Origin of the sequence: Geobacter argillaceus (assembly GCF_007830735.1) — a bacterium.
Taxonomy (GTDB): Bacteria; Desulfobacterota; Desulfuromonadia; order Geobacterales; family DSM-12255; genus Geomobilibacter; species Geomobilibacter argillaceus.
This window is the reverse complement of record NZ_VLLN01000014.1, coordinates 18,247-33,022: the sequence shown is the minus strand read 5'-3', so window position 1 is coordinate 33,022 and position 14,776 is coordinate 18,247. Positions and strand designations below refer to the sequence as shown.

Sequence of the window (14,776 nt, the reverse complement as noted above, 5' to 3'; positions counted from 1 at the left end):
AGTGGCGCTTCACGGCCAAATGGTTTGACATCGGGGAGATCTTCCGCTTCTATTGGAGTCAGTTGTGGACGGAGGACAACGATGAGAGACATCGGGAAACGGATAGTAAAGGTCATGGCCGGCGGGGAGCCGCTCCGCCTCCGTGACCTGTTGGTTGCCTGCCATGTCGTCCGCGGGGGCAAGGAGCGGCAGGCGGTCCTGGAGACCCTGGCGGAACTGCACCGGGAGGGAGTGGTCGAGCGGCTAGCGGGCAGCCGTTACGTTCTGGCGCGGCGCAGCGTGGCCACGGTGACCGGGACCCTTTCGGTCCATCGGGACGGCTACGGTTTCGTCACCCCGGAAGGGGGCGGGGAGGATATCTTCATCCCTGCCCGCTACCTGCGGGAGAATCTGCATGGCGACCGGGTGGAGGTCAACCTGGTCCCTTCCCGGTATGGAAACCGCCGCGAAGGGCGGATCGTGAGGACCGTGGAGCGGGGGACCACGACCGTCATCGGCCGTTATCAGCTCCAGGGGCCGTATGCCTCGGTGGTTCCGGACGACGGGCGGCTGCCGATGCTTTCCATTCCTGCCGGTGCCGCCGGCCGGGCCAGGGAGGGGGAAACCGTGGTTGCCGAACTGGCCACTTATCCGGTCGGCGGCCGGCCCGCTACCGGCCGGGTGACCGAGGTGCTCGGCCGGCCGGACGATCCGGAAGTGGAGGTGCTCACCGCCATCCGGCGTCACGGCCTACCAGACGGCTTCCCTCCGGATACCCTGGCAGAGGCCGGGAAGGTCCCGCAGGAGCTGCAGGAAGCCGACCTGGCGGGGCGCACTGACCTCAGGGAACTCCTTACCGTCACCATCGACGGGGAGACGGCCCGGGACTTCGACGATGCGGTGAGCGTGCGACGGGAGGGAACCGGCATCCGTCTCTGGGTCTCCATCGCCGACGTGGCCCACTATGTGAGACCCGGCTCCCCTCTGGACCGGGAGGCCTGCGCCCGCGGCACATCGGTCTATTTCCCGGACCGGTGTCTGCCCATGTTGCCGGAACAGCTCTCCAACGGCATCTGTTCCCTGAACCCTGACGTGGAACGGCTTGCCATGACCGCCGAGATGCTGTTCGATGCGGCCGGAGTCGTGCGGGAGAGCTCGTTTTACCCGAGCGTCATCAAGAGCGCTGCCCGCCTTACCTATACCCTGGTGCGGCAGATCGTGGCGGATAAGGATGCGGGGGAGCGGGTCCGCTACCGGCAGCTGGTTCCGGATCTGGAACTGATGCTGGAGCTGGCCGAACGTCTGACCAGCCGGCGCAGGGAGCGGGGGAGCATCGATTTCGACCTGCCGGAGCCGCAGATCATCCTGGATCTCCAGGGTGAAACCATGGCCATTGTCAAGGCCGAGCGGAACGTGGCCCACCGGATCATCGAGGAGTTCATGCTGGCAGCCAACGAGGCGGTTGCCACCTTCCTTGCACACCGGGAGGTCCCGACCCTCTACCGGATACATGAGCCGCCCGATCCGGCCAAGCTGGACGAGTTCCGGGAATTCGTCTCCCACTTTGGCTATCAACTGCCGGTCAAGGAAGGGAAAATTACTCCCGGGGCTTTGCAGCAGTTCCTGGTCCAGGCCGATGGCCGGCCCGAGGAGCGGATGGTCAACCAGCTCCTGCTCCGTTGCATGAAGCAGGCGCGCTATGCCGCGGAGAACGTCGGTCATTTCGGTCTCGCGGCCCCCCTCTATACACACTTTACTTCGCCGATCCGGCGCTACCCGGACCTGGTGGTCCACCGGGTCCTGAAAGGGGTCCTGGCCGGCAGTCTGCGGAAGGGGGAGAGGGAACGGCTCGCCGAAATACTCCCCGAGACCGCCGACCACACCAGCAAGCGGGAACGGCTGGCCATGGAGGCGGAGCGGGAGGTGGTGGAACTGAAGAAGGTGCAGTTCATGCGGGACAAGGTGGGGGAGGAGTACGATGGTTTTGTGAGCGGCGTCACACCGTTCGGGCTGTTTGTGGAGCTTATCGAGTTCTTCGTTGAGGGGTTGATCCATGTGACGGCACTGCCTTCCGATTACTACCGTTTCGTGGAGTCGCGTCACGAACTGTTGGGTGAGGGGGCAAGGCGGACCTTTCGCATCGGTGATCCGCTGCGGGTCCGGGTGGCAAGTGTCAGCACCGAGCGGCGACAGATCGATTTCGTCCTGGCCGAAGCCGCTTTCCCGGCCACCGAACAGTACCGGCGGGAGCCGGTCCGGGGGAAGAAGCCGACCGGCTGGTCCAAGACGGTCGGCAAGCGTGGCGAGCGGCCGGCTAAGGGGCGGCGCTGACCGGGAAACCTGTTGCGCGTGGACTGTACGCTGTGCTATCTATACACGGTTTTGATTCTATTAATCCGGAATTGGCCACTAGATGACTGAAGAAAAAGTAGTTCCCTTTATCGAGCACCTGGTGGAGCTGCGAAGCCGGTTGATCGTCATCGTTGTCGCGGTGGTGATCGGCATGGGGGTGTCGTGGAATTTTTCCCCCGCCATTCTCGGCTTTATCGAGAAGCCACTGACCGGGGAGACCTACCTGACCGGGATCAAGCGCAGTGTCTATGCCAGGGTCAAGGAACGCTACCCTGCCGTCTATCAGCGCTATCAGCTGGACAAGGAGCTGGCCGGGACGGTCAAGGTGCGGCGGCTCAACTACAGTGCACCGCTGGAACCGTTCTTCGTGCAGTGCAAGATTTCGATCATTGCCGGGTTCATCATCGTTCTTCCCATCGTGTTCTACCAGGTCTGGCTGTTCGTGGCACCGGGGCTCACCCGCAAGGAGCGCCGGATGGTGGTTCCTTTTGTCACGGCAACGACCATCAGTTTCTGCATCGGCGCCATGTTCTTCCTGATCATTATCTGGCCGGTGATCATCAATTTTTCCCTCTCCTACGAGATGGAAGGGTTGCAAAGCTGGTTCAACCTGAGCGCCTACGTCAACTTCTGCATGCGACTCATCCTGATCTTCGGCCTGATCTTCGAACTGCCGATCCTTTCTCTCCTTCTCTCCCGTCTCGGGTTCGTCAACTACCGGCTCCTGGCCAGAAACCGGAAATTTGCCCTCCTGGCCAGTGCCATTGTCGCCGCCTTCCATGCCGACCTGATCACCATGTTCGTGATCATGGTTCCCCTCTATCTGATGTACGAGGTGAGCGTCTGGGTCGCCCTCATATTTGGCAAACGGAAACCGGCACCGGCTTCCGAAGAGGAGGCAGCCGCATGATCGTCTATCGATCCCTGGAGGAGATACAGCCCCCACTCGTCAGGACCGTGGTGACCATCGGCAATTTCGATGGGGTGCACCTCGGCCACCGGGAGATATTCCGTCGGGTCAAGCGAGCGGCCCGCGCGTGTGGCGGGTCATCCGTTGTCCTCACCTTTGATCCCCATCCCCTCAAGGTTCTGCCGACGACGAAAGAGGTCAGGCTGATCAATACCAGTGCCGAAAAGGAACTTCTCATCGAGGCTTCCGGTGTCGATTACCTGGTCAGCGTTCCCTTTACCTTCGCGTTTGCCCGTCTGACGGCCCGGGAGTTCGTGGAGCAGGTGCTGGTCGGAAAGCTCGGGGTGCATCACCTGATCATCGGTTACGACTACTGTTTTGGCCGGGGCCGGGAAGGAAACGTCTCGTTTCTGAAACAGCTGGGCGACGAATTCGGTTTCCGGGTGGAGGTGCTGGAGCCGCTCGGCAAGGACGGAGTGGTCTACAGCAGTTCCCTGGTCCGTGAACTGATCAGGGGGGGGGCGGTGGCTGACGTGGTACGCTTTTTGGGCCGCCACTACTCCGCAGCCGGGACCGTGGTTCACGGCCACCACCGTGGCCAGGGGCTCGGCTTTCCCACGGCGAATCTTGCCACGGACAAGGAGATTATCCCTGCCCACGGGGTCTATGCGGTGCGGGTCAAGGTAGGGGAGGAGCTGTTCGACGGGGCGTGCAATATCGGCACAACTCCCACCTTCGGCGGCGATCAGCCGGTTATCGAGGTGTTTCTCTTCGACTACGCCGGGGACCTGTACGGTAGGGAGATCCGGGTTTATTTCATGGCCAGGCTTCGGGACGAAAAAAAGTTTGCCTCACCGGAGGAGTTGAAAGAGGCGATTGCCCATGACGTGGCCCGATGCCGGGAGATCCTGGCTGCCGAGCCGCTCATCGAGTACCGCGAGTACCTGGAAGGGGTGTAGAGTAAAGAAAGTCCGTTCTGCTTTGTTAGATTCTGTTTACGTCCCATCGGGACAGAATGCTTGTAGCCGGGGGATTCATCCCCCGGAAATGGATTAGCCTTTTCCATTAGTCACGTACGTGACCAAATTCATGTATCGACCACGAAACCCGGCGATAAATCGCCGGGCTACTGGCATTCTGTCCTTTAGGCCCCTGGGTCCTACGGGACGTAATCTGACGAAACAGAACGTTACTTCAGGGGATGATATTTGGCAAAGAAGACGCTGGACCTGAAATTTTGGATCGGCATCGGCATCAGTGCAGTCTGCCTCGTCCTCCTGTTTAGAAAAATCGAGATGGGCAAGGTGGCAGCCGCGTTCCGGGAGATGGACTGGCGCTACCTGGTGCCGGCGGTTGCGGCCACCTTTGCCAGCTACTTCTGCCGGGCCGTGCGTTGGCGCTTTCTGCTCCTTCCGCTGAAGCGGACTGCGCTTCGTTCCCTGTACCCGGCCACCATTATCGGCTACATGGCCAACAACCTCCTGCCGGCCCGTTTGGGCGAATTCGTGCGCGCCTACGTCCTGGCCCGGAAAGAGCGGTTGGAGACCAGTGCGGTCTTTGCTACGCTCGTGGTGGATCGGCTCTGGGACGGCTTTACCGTGCTATTGATGCTCCTGTTCACCTTTTTTACCCTCCGACTCCCTCCGGGTATGGAAGGCGTTCAGCAGGGGATGGTGACCGGCGGCTATCTGACCCTGGTCATTTACTGCACAGCCATTACCTTCCTGGTTATCCTGAAGCGCCGAACCGTCTGGACCCTTCACCTGATCAGCCAGCTTCTCCGTCCGTTTCCGGCGACGCTGAGCGCGAAGGTCATTCCACTCCTCGGATCATTCGTCAGCGGCCTCCGGTTGTCTGCAGGCCCGGTTGATCTCCTGGCCATTTTCGGCAGTTCGCTGGTCATCTGGGCTTTTGCCGCCTGGCCGGTGGATCTCCTGCTCCGCTCCTTCGGGATCGTCCTGCCGGTTGCCGGCTCCCTCTTCATCCTCGTTTTCCTGGTCTTTGCCGTGATGGTTCCCGCATCCCCCGGTTACGTGGGGACCTACCACTTTGCCTGTGTGACCGCCCTCAAGGCGTTCAACATCCAGTCGGAAAAGGCGCTCTCCGTTGCCCTGGTAATCCACGGGGTCAGTTTTTTCCCGGTCATCCTGGCAGGACTGTACCATTTGTGGCGGGACAAGCTGTCGCTAAAGGTAGTCAGCGCCACCATTCCCCGCGAGGAGTCTTAAGTAAATGCTCAGCCGCTTGCTTTCCCGTGTCGATCCGCTGGCCCTCTTGTCATTTCTGATCCCTTTGGGCGGTTACCTGGTCACCCTGGCACCGTCAGTCACTTTTTTCGACAGCGGCGAGTTCATCACCGCCATCGCCTGCCTCGGTTCGCCCCATTCGCCCGGCTATCCCCTGTTCGTCAACTATGCGAAGCCGTTTACCTACCTCCCTCTGGGAAATATCGCCTTCAAGGTAAACATAGCCACGGCGGTCTCGGGGGCTCTGGCCTGTTACGGCGCTTTTCTCCTGACCCGCTTCCTTCTGGCCGACGACGAACGGGCCGATATGCCGCAGCTTTCCCCTGTATTTCGTGATCTGGCTGCCTTGGCCGCCGCCCTGGCCTTTGCCTTCACCCCCCGTCTCTGGCTTCAGTCCAACCACGACAAACCGTATCCTCTCGTCTCCTTCATCGCTGTCATGGTATTATATCTCGTTCTCTGCTGGCGAAAATCCTCGCTTGCCGGAGAAGAGAGGCCGGCGTACGTCTATCTGGGCGCTTTTCTCTGCGGCCTGGCAACCGGTGCCCACCAGACCATCGTCCTGATGATTCCCGCCTACGCGTTCATCATTCTGGTCACTGACTGGCGGGTAATCACCCGGATCAAGGAGATACTCCTGGCGCTGTCGTTCGCCATTCTCGGTTTTGCCATCAATCTTCATCTGCCGCTCAGGGCGACCAGGAACCCGATCCTCAACTGGGGTGACCCCAAGACCCTTGACCAGTTTCTCTGGCACTTCCTGCGCAAGGGGTATCCGGTGGAGAAGCCGGTGCGGGATCTGAAGTTGCTCTGGCAACAGATCAATGCCTTCAATGTGCCCCATGAATTCACCATCGTCGGCATGGTCCTGCTGCTGCTCGGCATGGCCTACCTGTTCGCCAGGAAGCGCTGGATCGAAACGGTGGCCTATCTGCTCGGGCTTGGGGCCTTTCTGCTGGTTATTGTCGGATATTTCAACACCCCGGGTGAACTCATTTTCCTGACAGAGGAGTTCTTTACGCCACTGTATTGTCTCTCCGCGGCCTTCATCGGTCTCGGGCTCTGGTATCTGACTACGCTGCTCCTGTCGTCCGTTATGCCGGTACTGGCAGCAAAGCCGCTGGCAGCGAGGCTGTTGCTGCTGGTCGTGCTCTTTGCCCTGCCCACCGGCGTATTTGCCATCAATTTCGTGGAGAATGACCAGCACGATAACTACGTGGCCTACGACTATGCCACCAATACGCTCCGCTCGGCGCCGCAGGGATCGGTTCTCTATACCTGGGGAGACAGCGGCGCCTTCCCGCTCTGGTATCTGCAGGGTGTGGAGCGGATGCGCGAAGATCTCGACCTGCTCCATACCCCGCACCTGGTTTTCAAGTGGTATCTGGACGGGTTCCCCGAGCTGTTCAGGCATAGTCTGCTGCGCAACATACCGCTGGAGTCACAGTCGCCGGAAAATGTCCTGCTCCTGTCAGTGGCCGAGCAGATTCCGCGACGTCCCGTCCTGATTGACTTCTCCACCCGCTACTCGGTGCCGTTCGATTCCTACCGCTTTCTGCAGCGCGGCATAGCCTACCAGTTAGTGGCTGCTTCACAGGGGGCGCAACCGTTGCCGGACATGATGACTTGGCGGCTTTACAACAATCGTGGCTTCACGACCGACATGTTCTTCCGCGACCTGGATACCCAGAAGGCTTTTCTGATCTATGCCAATGGTCACCTGGAGGCTGGTGAATCCTTGTTGCGCCTTGGCCGCAAGGGGGAAGGGGTGGCCGAAGTCAGGCTGGCGGAACAGATTGCACCGGAAATGTCATATCAGGTCATGCAGACCCTGAACAGCTACGGAATCCGTTAAACCGCGCCAACCCCTTTGACGGTTGTCATGAATCGGGTTAAACTTTTGTGGCCATTAACCGATGGGTAAGGATAGTCTTGTGCCGGGAGCTCAGTGTCAGCCTTATGATCGATCATAATTCACGTAACCTTACGCATCCGATTGCCAGTAACGCGTTCAGTCTTCTCCAGAGGTGTCAGGAACCATGAGCAGATTGGGCGAAATCCTTGTTGCAAACAACCTGATCACCCGCGACCAGCTGAATTCAGCATTGGTGGAGCAGAAGGAGTCGGGCGGCCAACTGCGCCTCGGCACCATCCTGATAAAAAATGGTCATCTGACCGAACAGGATCTGACGACGTTTCTTTCGAAGCAGTACGGCGTTCCCTCCATCAACCTCGCTGAGGTGGAGATAGACCTGGCGGTCATCAAGATCATTCCCGGCGATGTTGTCCAAAAATACCAGGTCGTACCGGTGAACCGGGCCGGTTCGACGCTGGTCATCGCCATGAGCGACCCCTCCAATATCTTTGCCATAGACGACATCAAGTTCATGACCGGCTACAACGTGGAGGTCGCGGTCGCCTCCGAGTCGTCCATCAAGGGGGCAATCGACAAGTACTACGACCAGTCCGCATCCCTTGACGAGGTGATGAGCAACCTGGAGATGGAAGACCTGGAGGTGGTGGGTGAAGAGGACGAGGTGGATGTCTCGTCCCTGGAACGAGCCACCGAAGACGCACCGGTCGTCAAGCTGGTCAACCTGATCCTGACCGATGCCATCAAGAAAAAGGCGAGCGATATCCATATCGAGCCGTACGAACGGGTCTTCAGGGTCCGCTACCGGATCGACGGTGTATTGTACGAGGCGATGAAGCCTCCCTTGAAGCTGAAGAACGCCATCACCTCGCGGATCAAGATCATGGCAGAACTGGATATCGCCGAGCGGCGTCTGCCCCAGGACGGGAGGATCAAGATCAAGCTGGGCGGCGGCAAGGACATGGATTTCCGGGTCTCGGTGCTTCCCACCCTGTTCGGAGAGAAGATCGTTCTCCGGTTGCTGGATAAATCCAATCTCCAGCTGGACATGACCAAACTGGGCTACGAGCCCGATGCCCTGAAGAATTTCAAGGACGAGATTCACAAACCGTTCGGTATGGTCCTGGTCACCGGCCCTACGGGGAGCGGCAAAACCGTTTCCCTCTATTCGGCACTTGCCGAACTGAACAAGGTCACCGAGAACATCTCCACCGCCGAAGACCCGGTGGAATTCAATTTTGCCGGGATCAACCAGGTGCAGATGCACGAGGACATCGGTCTTAATTTTGCCGCAGCACTGCGGGCCTTCCTCCGCCAGGACCCGGACATCATCATGATCGGCGAAATTCGCGACTTCGAAACCGCGGAAATCGGGATCAAGGCAGCGCTCACCGGTCACCTGGTCCTCTCCACCCTGCACACCAACGATGCGCCGGCCACCATCAACCGGCTCCTCAACATGGGGGTGGAGCCGTTCCTGGTGGCCTCGGCAGTGAACCTGATCACGGCCCAGCGACTTGCGCGGCGGGTGTGCAGCGACTGTAAGGTGGTGGAAGATATTCCGGTGAAAGCCCTTGTCGATGCCGGGGTGCCGGCCGATGAGGCGCCTAACGTAGTCTGCTACCGCGGTGCCGGTTGTCCCAAGTGCAATGGCACCGGCTACAAGGGACGGGTCGGTTTCTACCAGGTCATGCCGATGCTGGAGCCGGTCCGGGAACTGATTCTGAACGGGGCCAATACGGCCGAGATCAAGCGGGAAACGATGCGCCTCGGTATAAAAACCATGCGGCAGTCAGGATTGACCAAGCTGGCCGAGGGGGTTACCTCCTTCGAGGAGGTCCTGCGCGTGACCGTGTCTGACGATTAGGAGGTGGTGACATCATGGTGAATCTGCATCAGTTGCTCAAAGAGCTGGTGGACCGGGGCGGTTCGGACCTGCATATTACCACCAACTCGCCGCCGCAGATCAGGATCGACGGCCAGTTGAAGCCGATGGAACTCCCGCTGCTCTCGGCGGTGGAGACCAGGCAGCTCTGCTACAGCGTGCTGACCGAGGCCCAGAAGCACAAGTTCGAAGAGGATAACGAACTGGATCTCTCCTTCGGCGTGAAGGGGCTCTCCCGGTTCCGGGGCAATGTCTTTGTTCAGCGTGGGGCCGTGGCCGGCGTTTTCCGGGTCATCCCCTACAAGATCCTCACCTTCGAAGAGTTGGGCCTTCCCCCGGTCGTCAGGGAACTGACCGAAAAGCCGCGTGGGCTGATCCTTGTTACCGGGCCGACCGGCAGCGGCAAGTCGACGACCCTGGCCTCCATGATCGACAAGATCAACACCGACCGGCACGATCATATCGTCACCATTGAGGATCCGATCGAATATCTGCATCCCCACAAGGGGTGTCTGGTGAACCAGCGGGAGGTCGGTGCCGACACCAAGGGGTTCAAGAACGCCCTGCGGTACGTACTCCGTCAGGACCCGGACGTAGTCCTGATCGGCGAGTTACGCGATCTGGAGACCATCGAGGCGGCGTTGACCCTGGCCGAGACCGGCCATCTCTGCTTTGCCACGCTCCATACCAACTCCTGCGCCCAGACCATCAACCGTATCATCGACGTGTTCCCCCCCTACCAGCAGACCCAGATCCGGACCCAGCTCTCCTTTGTGCTGGAAGGAGTGATGTCACAGGTCCTGATCCCCCGTTTGGGGCAGACGGGCAGGACCCTGGCGCTGGAGATCATGGTGCCTAACGCGGCAATCAGGAACCTGATCAGGGAGGACAAGATCCATCAGATTTACTCCCAGATGCAGGTAGGGCAGGACAAGTTCGGGATGCAGACCATGAACCAGTCGCTCTACACCCTGTGTGCCCGCCGGCTGATCTCGCTTGACGACGCCATGGGGCGCTCCTCGGACCCGGATGAGCTAAAGCAGATGATAGCCAATGGGCCGACCGGCCAGCAACGGCGGCCACCACCAGCCCGCTGACGCGTTGTTTTTAACGAACGTAATTTTATAGACCATAGCTGGTTTAGAAGGTAGCTCGGGAGGGAAAATGCCTAAGTTCAGCTGGGAAGCCAGGACGAAGACCGGAGCGGCACAGAAGGGGGTCATGGAGGCTGACAACGCCGGAGCCGTGGAAACGCAGCTGAAGCGGTACGGTTTTACCGGCATCACGATCAGGGAGGAAAAGAAGGGGGCAGGAGCTTCCTTCAGCTTCGGCAAGAAGAAGGTGGAGACCAAGGACCTGGTGGTATTTACCCGCCAGTTTGCTACCATGATCGATTCCGGCCTTCCCCTGGTGCAGTGTCTCGACATCCTCGCCGGACAGCAGGAAAACAAGACCTTCAAAGAGTGCCTGCTGAAGGTCAAGGAATCGGTGGAGAGCGGCTCGACCTTTGCCGACGCCCTTGCCAAGCACCCGACGATTTTTGACCAGCTCTATGTAAACCTGATCGCGGCCGGTGAGGTGGGGGGTATCCTGGATACCATCCTGAACCGTCTTGCCGCCTACATCGAGAAGGCGATGAAGCTGAAGAAGCAGGTGAAGGGGGCCATGGTTTATCCAGCCACCATCATGGCCATTGCGGTCATCGTGGTCGGTGTCATCCTGGTCTTTGTCATTCCGACCTTTGCCAAGATGTTTGCCGACTTCGGCGGCGAGCTGCCGGCGCCGACCAGGATAGTGATTGCTCTGAGCAACTTTCTCAAAAAATATATTTTCGTGATCATCGGTACCTTCTACGGGATCTCCTATGTCATCAAGAAGTACTATGCAACCACTGATGGCCGGCGGAAGATCGATCGTATGCTCCTGGGCACCCCCGTTATCGGTATCCTGATCCGCAAGGTGGCCGTGGCCAAGTTCACCCGGACCCTCGGCACCATGATCTCGAGCGGCGTGCCGATCATGGACGGCCTGGAGATCGTTGCCAAGACGGCCGGGAACAAGATCGTCGAAGAGGCGATTTACAAGGTACGCCAGGCGATCTCCGAAGGTAAGACCATTGCCGATCCGCTGGCGGAGAGCGGCGTGTTTCCGGCCATGGTGGTACAGATGATCGCAGTTGGCGAGGCGACAGGGGCCATGGATACCATGCTGAACAAGATTGCCGACTTCTACGACGACGAGGTGGACGATGCGGTCTCCAACCTCACCTCCATGATGGAGCCGCTCCTGATGGTCTTCCTCGGAACGACCGTCGGTGGTCTCGTCATTGCCATGTATCTTCCGATCTTCAAGCTTGCGGGTACCGTTGGCGGTTAGTCGATGCCTGACCGCAAACGGCTAGTATGGTTCATTCTGGCCAGGCTGGTGGTGGTGGGGGTGGTGCTCGCCTCCATCAGTCTGCTCCAGGTCGGTGAGCCGGATTTCGCAAATGTTGGTGAGCCGGGCGGCTTCAGAAGGCTGATTACCGCCACCTGCCTCTTCTCACTTGTCTCCCTGGCCGTACTCCGCCTTACGGCAACGATAACTACGACACTTGCCTACCTCCAGATCATCTGGGATCTTCTGTTCATCACGGTTTTGATCCTCCTGACCGGCGGCGCTGTCTCTTCGTACCCTTTTCTCTATCTCCTGGTCATCATCTGTGCCGGCTTTCTGCTGGCCAGACGGGAAGCCCTCTACACCGCCTGTCTCTGCGGCATTCTGTACGGTGCGATAGTTGACCTCCAGTTCTACGGCAGGCTGGCCCAATTCGGCCTCAGCCCGGTTCCGGCCCAGCAGTTGGGCGCACGGCAGCTCTTGGCGACAATCTTTATCAATGTCCTGGCATTCACCCTTACCGCCGTACTTACCGGCATACTTGCAGAGCGGGCGCGCCAGAGCGAAAGCGCCTTGCAGGAAAGGGAGATAGACTATGCCGAGCTGGAGCATCTCAACAGCACCATCGTCTCCAACCTGGAAAGTGGTCTCCTCACCGTGAATATCCATGGAAGGATCAGGGTGTTCAACGGCTATGCTGCTAAATTGACCGGAGTTTCCCAGGAAGAGGCGTATGATCGGCCTTTGGCCGAGGTGATACCGGCATTTCTCCCGTATATGGGGCTCACCAACCGGTTTCAGCGTGAGGAGATCGAGCATCTGACCCGCGACGGGGAGCGGAAGATCTTCGGCTTCAAGTCTGTGCCGTTTACCGACAATGAGGGGAATCGCCTGGGGGTGATCATCGATTTTCAGGACCTGACCAGGCTGAAGGAGATGGAGTCGGAACTGAAGCGGGCGGACCGTCTGGCAGCCATTGGCGGCATGGCGGCACGACTGGCGCACGAAATTCGCAATCCGCTGGCCTCCATCAGCGGTTCCGTACAACTCATTGCCCAGGGTGAGGAGGTTGCGGAGCAGGATCGCAAGTTACTGGCGATCGTGCTCAGGGAAACCGACCGGCTGAACGGACTGATCAGTGATTTTCTCTCCTATGCCCGGCCAACGGCACCGGCTGTTGTCCCGTTGAACCTGGTCGATCTGGTGACCAACCTGATGGCACTCCTTACCATGGACCAGCGGTTTGCCGGGGTTGAGGTCCGTAAAGGGATTCCGGCCGATATGACGGTAACCGCTGACCCGGGCCAACTGGAACAGGTGCTCTGGAACCTGCTGGTGAATGCGGCCGAGGCCATGGACGGCAGAGGCTACATCGATATCAGCGCCTGTGGCTCGCTTCCCTATCCGGAACTGGCAATGGCCCGGGCTACGCGCATCACGGTCCGCGACAGCGGCAGTGGCATGACCGAAGAGGAACGGAGGCTGATTTTCGAACCGTTTTTCACGACCAAATCCGGGGGAACCGGTCTGGGGCTGGCGACCGTGTACCGGATCATCGAGGCCCATGGCGGGCGTATCCTGGTGGAGAGCAGCAAGGGGGAGGGGACCAGTTTTACCATTCTCCTGCCCGAACTGCCGGCCGCCGACTGATTCAACCAACCTGCGAAGTCTCACGCGGAGTCGCGGAGACAGTTGCGAATTCATCTCGTGCTTTTCGCTTGAAATTGTTTTTTCCATGTCAGAGCTGAAGGTGAACCCAATGAGTGCACAGATCCTGGTGGTGGATGACGAACTGAGCATGCGGGAGTTTCTCTCGATCCTTCTGCAGCGTGAAGGGTATGAAACGTCATTGGCCGAAAATGCCGAGACTGCCCTGACCATGCTTGCTTCCGGAAGTTTCGATCTGATCGTGTCGGATGTGAATATGCCGGGGTTGGATGGAATTGCCCTTCTGGAGCGGATCCGGCAGGTCTCACCGGAGACCGAGGTGCTGCTGGTGACCGCCTACTCCACGGCTGCCCAGGCGGTGGAGGCGATGAAGCTTGGCGCCTACGATTACATCGGCAAACCGTTCAAGGTGGAAGAGATCAAGGTCCTGGTCAGAAACGCCCTGGCAAAACGGGCTCTGCAGCAGGAGAACACACGGCTTAAGAAGGAGGTGGCCGACCGGTTCAGCTTCGGTGGTCTGGTGGGAAAGAGCAGGGTGATGCGGGATGTCTGCACCCTGATCGAAAAGGTGGCTGCCAGTACGGCCAATGTGCTGATTTTCGGTGAGAGCGGTACCGGCAAGGAACTGGTCGCCCGGGCTATCCACTTCAACGGATCACGGAGTGGCCGGCCGTTCGTGGCGGTCAACTGCGGGGCGATTCCCGAGACCCTCATGGAGAGCGAGCTGTTCGGCCACCGGAAGGGGGCATTTACCGGGGCCATTGCCGATCATGCCGGGTTGTTCGAGCAGGCCGATGGTGGTACGCTGTTCCTGGACGAGATCGGCGAGCTGCCGATTCAGCTCCAGGCCAAGCTCCTGCGGGTCATCCAGGACCGGGACGTGCGCCGGATCGGCGGGACCGAGGCGAGGAAGGTCGATGTCAGGATCGTGGCCGCCACCAACCGTGACCTGGAGGGAGATGTTCGCCAGGGACTGTTTCGAGAGGACCTCTTTTACCGGCTCAACGTGGTGCAGGTGGCTATCCCGTCTTTGAGGGAGCGGCCGGAGGATATTCCTCTCCTCGTTGAGCACTTTTCCCGCAAGCATACCCAGATGCCCCCGGGGGAGGAGTGCATTACGCCGGAGGCCTTGAAACTGCTCATGGCCTATCCGTTTCCGGGGAACGTGCGGGAACTGGAGAACCTGGTGGAGCGGGCCGTGGCGCTGGGAGACAAGATCATCACCATTGATTCCCTTCCCCCCCAGGTCGTGCGGCCGCAGCCGACCCAGGCCTGTGGAGAGGTGAACGAGCTTCCCGCCGGCGGCATGGATCTGGAACGCTATCTGGACGGGCTCGAGAAGCAGTTTCTCCTCCAGTCCCTGGAGCGGGCCGGCGGGGTGAAGAAGAAGGCGGCTGCCCTGCTCGGGCTCACCTTCCGCTCCTTCCGCTACCGCCTGGCCAAGTTCGGTATGGATGACGAACAGTAAGTCAATTTGCGTCCATTAA

General features: G+C 59.5%; 10 protein-coding genes. All 10 read left to right on the top strand.

The annotated features are described in order from the left end of the window. The first annotated feature begins 81 nt into the window (after positions 1 to 81). The 10 genes from rnr (at position 82) to JN12_RS11970 (ending at position 14,757) form a co-directional block, all read left to right on the top strand. On the top strand, positions 82 to 2,310 hold the full coding sequence (gene rnr, locus JN12_RS12015) for a ribonuclease R (RefSeq protein ID WP_145023039.1): 2,229 nt from the start codon (positions 82 to 84) through the stop codon (positions 2,308 to 2,310). 82 nt (positions 2,311 to 2,392) lie between these two features. Then, entirely contained in the window at positions 2,393 to 3,241 is an 849-nt protein-coding gene (tatC, locus tag JN12_RS12010; protein ID WP_145023037.1) for a twin-arginine translocase subunit TatC, read from the top strand. Next, positions 3,238 to 4,200, top strand: coding sequence for a bifunctional riboflavin kinase/FAD synthetase (locus JN12_RS12005; RefSeq protein ID WP_145023035.1), 963 nt, complete (start codon positions 3,238 to 3,240; stop codon positions 4,198 to 4,200). The genes tatC and JN12_RS12005 overlap by 4 nt, the downstream gene beginning before the upstream one ends. A 249-nt stretch (positions 4,201 to 4,449) precedes the next feature. Beyond that, positions 4,450 to 5,469, top strand: a complete 1,020-nt coding sequence (locus tag JN12_RS12000) for a lysylphosphatidylglycerol synthase transmembrane domain-containing protein (protein ID WP_145023033.1) — start codon at positions 4,450 to 4,452, stop codon at positions 5,467 to 5,469. Positions 5,470 to 5,473: 4 nt separating this feature from the next. Next, entirely contained in the window at positions 5,474 to 7,342 is a 1,869-nt protein-coding gene (locus JN12_RS11995) for a glycosyltransferase family 117 protein (protein WP_145023031.1), read from the top strand. Between the two features lie 184 nt (positions 7,343 to 7,526). Next, positions 7,527 to 9,227 (top strand): type IV-A pilus assembly ATPase PilB, encoded by a 1,701-nt coding sequence (gene pilB / locus JN12_RS11990; RefSeq protein ID WP_145023029.1) that lies wholly within the window; start codon positions 7,527 to 7,529, stop codon positions 9,225 to 9,227. Positions 9,228 to 9,241: 14 nt separating this feature from the next. Then, positions 9,242 to 10,342: a type IV pilus twitching motility protein PilT gene (locus JN12_RS11985; protein WP_145023027.1), complete on the top strand. Its 1,101-nt coding sequence runs from the start codon at positions 9,242 to 9,244 to the stop codon at positions 10,340 to 10,342. Positions 10,343 to 10,409: 67 nt separating this feature from the next. Beyond that, positions 10,410 to 11,621: a type II secretion system F family protein gene (locus tag JN12_RS11980; RefSeq protein ID WP_145023025.1), complete on the top strand. Its 1,212-nt coding sequence runs from the start codon at positions 10,410 to 10,412 to the stop codon at positions 11,619 to 11,621. A 3-nt stretch (positions 11,622 to 11,624) separates the two neighbouring features. Further along, the gene (locus JN12_RS11975) at positions 11,625 to 13,271 is read left to right on the top strand and encodes a two-component system sensor histidine kinase NtrB (RefSeq protein ID WP_145023023.1); all 1,647 of its coding nucleotides are present in this window, start codon (positions 11,625 to 11,627) and stop codon (positions 13,269 to 13,271) included. A 109-nt stretch (positions 13,272 to 13,380) separates the two neighbouring features. After that, on the top strand, positions 13,381 to 14,757 hold the full coding sequence (locus JN12_RS11970; protein ID WP_145023021.1) for a sigma-54-dependent transcriptional regulator: 1,377 nt from the start codon (positions 13,381 to 13,383) through the stop codon (positions 14,755 to 14,757). Positions 14,758 to 14,776 lie beyond the last annotated feature (19 nt).

What these genes read in the sequence shown, in the direction of transcription:
- rnr (WP_145023039.1), top strand. Translation starts at nt 82, where the DNA reads ATGAGAGACATCGGGAAACGGATAGTAAAGGTCATGGCCGGCGGGGAG.
- tatC (WP_145023037.1), top strand. Translation starts at nt 2,393, where the DNA reads ATGACTGAAGAAAAAGTAGTTCCCTTTATCGAGCACCTGGTGGAGCTG.
- JN12_RS12005 (WP_145023035.1), top strand. Translation starts at nt 3,238, where the DNA reads ATGATCGTCTATCGATCCCTGGAGGAGATACAGCCCCCACTCGTCAGG.
- JN12_RS11995 (WP_145023031.1), top strand. Translation starts at nt 5,474, where the DNA reads ATGCTCAGCCGCTTGCTTTCCCGTGTCGATCCGCTGGCCCTCTTGTCA.
- pilB (WP_145023029.1), top strand. Translation starts at nt 7,527, where the DNA reads ATGAGCAGATTGGGCGAAATCCTTGTTGCAAACAACCTGATCACCCGC.
- JN12_RS11985 (WP_145023027.1), top strand. Translation starts at nt 9,242, where the DNA reads ATGGTGAATCTGCATCAGTTGCTCAAAGAGCTGGTGGACCGGGGCGGT.
- JN12_RS11980 (WP_145023025.1), top strand. Translation starts at nt 10,410, where the DNA reads ATGCCTAAGTTCAGCTGGGAAGCCAGGACGAAGACCGGAGCGGCACAG.
- JN12_RS11975 (WP_145023023.1), top strand. Translation starts at nt 11,625, where the DNA reads ATGCCTGACCGCAAACGGCTAGTATGGTTCATTCTGGCCAGGCTGGTG.
- JN12_RS11970 (WP_145023021.1), top strand. Translation starts at nt 13,381, where the DNA reads ATGAGTGCACAGATCCTGGTGGTGGATGACGAACTGAGCATGCGGGAG.